This window comes from Methanocalculus sp., from assembly GCF_029762515.1.
GTDB lineage: Archaea > Halobacteriota > Methanomicrobia > Methanomicrobiales > Methanocorpusculaceae > Methanocalculus.
Genome location: NZ_JARVGN010000408.1, coordinates 1 through 1,968, shown reverse-complemented (window position 1 = coordinate 1,968; position 1,968 = coordinate 1). Strand labels below are relative to the sequence as shown.

Genomic DNA, 1,968 nt, shown 5'->3' with positions numbered 1-1,968 from the left:
AGGTAAATGCCTTTCTGGCGCGTTTGGAGGAGTTGAAGATATGAGCAGGGCAAAAGTACAGGCACATTATGATGAGGTTGCCGGGGTCTATGATCAGCGGTACGACCTCAGGCAGGGACGGCTGTACCATCAGCATCTGAGCGGACTTGTTCTTGATCGACTCAAAAGTCGGGGATTCCTTCTGGATCTTGGATGTGGAACAGGAATCTTTATCGAACACTATAATAAAACCGGGGAGGAGGCTATCGGGCTTGACATCTCTCCCGGCATGGTCAGGATGGGGCGTCTCCGGTGCCCTGATTCTGAATTCCTTGTCGGAACAGCTGATGTTCTCCCATTTGAGGATGAGACATTTGACAGCATTGCAAGCCTTCTTGCCTTCACCTATCTGAATGATCCAGAAGCAATGCTGCGTGAATCATATCGCATTCTGAAACCTGGCGGACAGATAGCAGTCTGTACGCTCTCCTGGAATACGCTCACCTGCATGGTGCCTTTCTTCTACCGGCTCGGTGAGCGTCTTGGATTCAATAAGATTGGAGTAGGTGATTTTGGGGAGCATTACTATACCGGAAAAGAGATGGAGGATATGTTCTCTAAGGCTGGTTTTGTTGATGTTCAATCCGCCCGCTGCTCATTCGCACACTATACCCTCTCTCCCAGGCTATTTTCCTTTGCTCAGAGGTTTGAGCCATTCATCGAGGCGCATATACCCTATCTTGCATTCAATGTCTGTGTAAGTGGAAAAAAGGAGTAAGAAAAAGGCAATTTGCTGATTCGTGTGGGTTTTAAATAGGGTACGAGTCAACATCTGTGTATCAGGTGTTAAACTATCAATAGGATCTGTTCACTGAGGCATTGTTCCCCCACCACCCCGTCCCCGTCCTCACATGCTTCGCAGGAAGGTTGTACTGGGCTACCGCAGATGCTAGCGCGGGAGAGGCGGGAATGTATATAGGGGCTGCCAGAGCAGATAAACACCCGATTCTTTCTGAATCGCCTTTCAGGTAGCTCTCTCGAGCAAGGGTGTATCATCTCTGTCATCCTGTTCCCTCGCGAACCCGCCCCCCGATACCCGCGCCGCACCTGCTTTAAATACCCCTAAATGATAGCGAGGAAGATTAAGAGAAGACTATTGCAGTCTCTTCAGCATCCGCTGCTTCTTTTCCCGTGCCGCATCTGCTGCACGGTCAACTTTCCTTTTCATCTCCTCAAAATCCCCGCTTTGCTTCTCAACGACCTTCTTCAGCGGGGTATAGGCAGCCTCACGGAATTGTGGCGAAAAGTCGGTCTCAATCCCACCGGAGAGGAGGATCGATTCTGCTGGTCCTTCTTCTGCCCGGCCAATGATTGCAACGGCAACTCCTGTTTTTCTGATCACAGAGATGACGCGTTCTGCTGCCTCCGGAGGAACCACGACAAGGAGCGAGTCGATGGATACGCCAAGATAGTCAATTCCAAGCTTATCGAGGAGAGCGAGAACACGCGGATTGATAAGCGTCCGAATATTTTCTTCTTCGATGACGATCCGGCAGCCAGCGGTCTCTGCCATCTCATAGGTGTCACCCCTGAGCCCCCCATTGGTGACATCGGTCATCGCGTGGATCTCTGTGAAGATTGGATCCCGGACGAGTGCATCGCATGCCCTGAGGAAATTGAGGTTGATCGTCTCTTCCACATATTCCGCATTGCCGGAATAGATTGCAGCGGTGGCAATGGTGCCGCCGCCGGACCCTTCCGTCATCAGGAAGAGATCGCCAGGCATGATCTTTCTTCTGGCGGTAATATGCTCTGCAACCCCGACGACACCGACACATCCTGTCATCCGGTCGCCGATCACCATATCGCCCCCGATACGGAGGGTTGATCCGGCGATGAGCGGAACACCCAGTGCCTCTGAGACAGTGGTAATCCCGGCTGTGTAGTCGAAGATCTTTGCAACATCGCCATCATCTGCCACATGAATAT

Annotated in this window: 2 protein-coding genes; one reads left to right on the top strand and one right to left on the bottom strand. The window is 51.6% G+C overall.

Going from position 1 to position 1,968, the window contains the following annotated elements; all coding sequences use genetic code 11:
• Positions 1-757, top strand: a 757-nt coding sequence (locus tag QCH34_RS11555) for a methyltransferase domain-containing protein (protein ID WP_366898627.1), incomplete at its 5' end; no start/stop codon positions are given.
• A 375-nt stretch (positions 758-1,132) separates the two neighbouring features.
• On the opposite strand, the gene QCH34_RS11550 is transcribed toward QCH34_RS11555, so the two are convergent.
• Positions 1,133-1,968, bottom strand: an 836-nt coding sequence (locus QCH34_RS11550; RefSeq protein ID WP_300334332.1) for an AIR synthase-related protein, incomplete at its 5' end; no start/stop codon positions are given.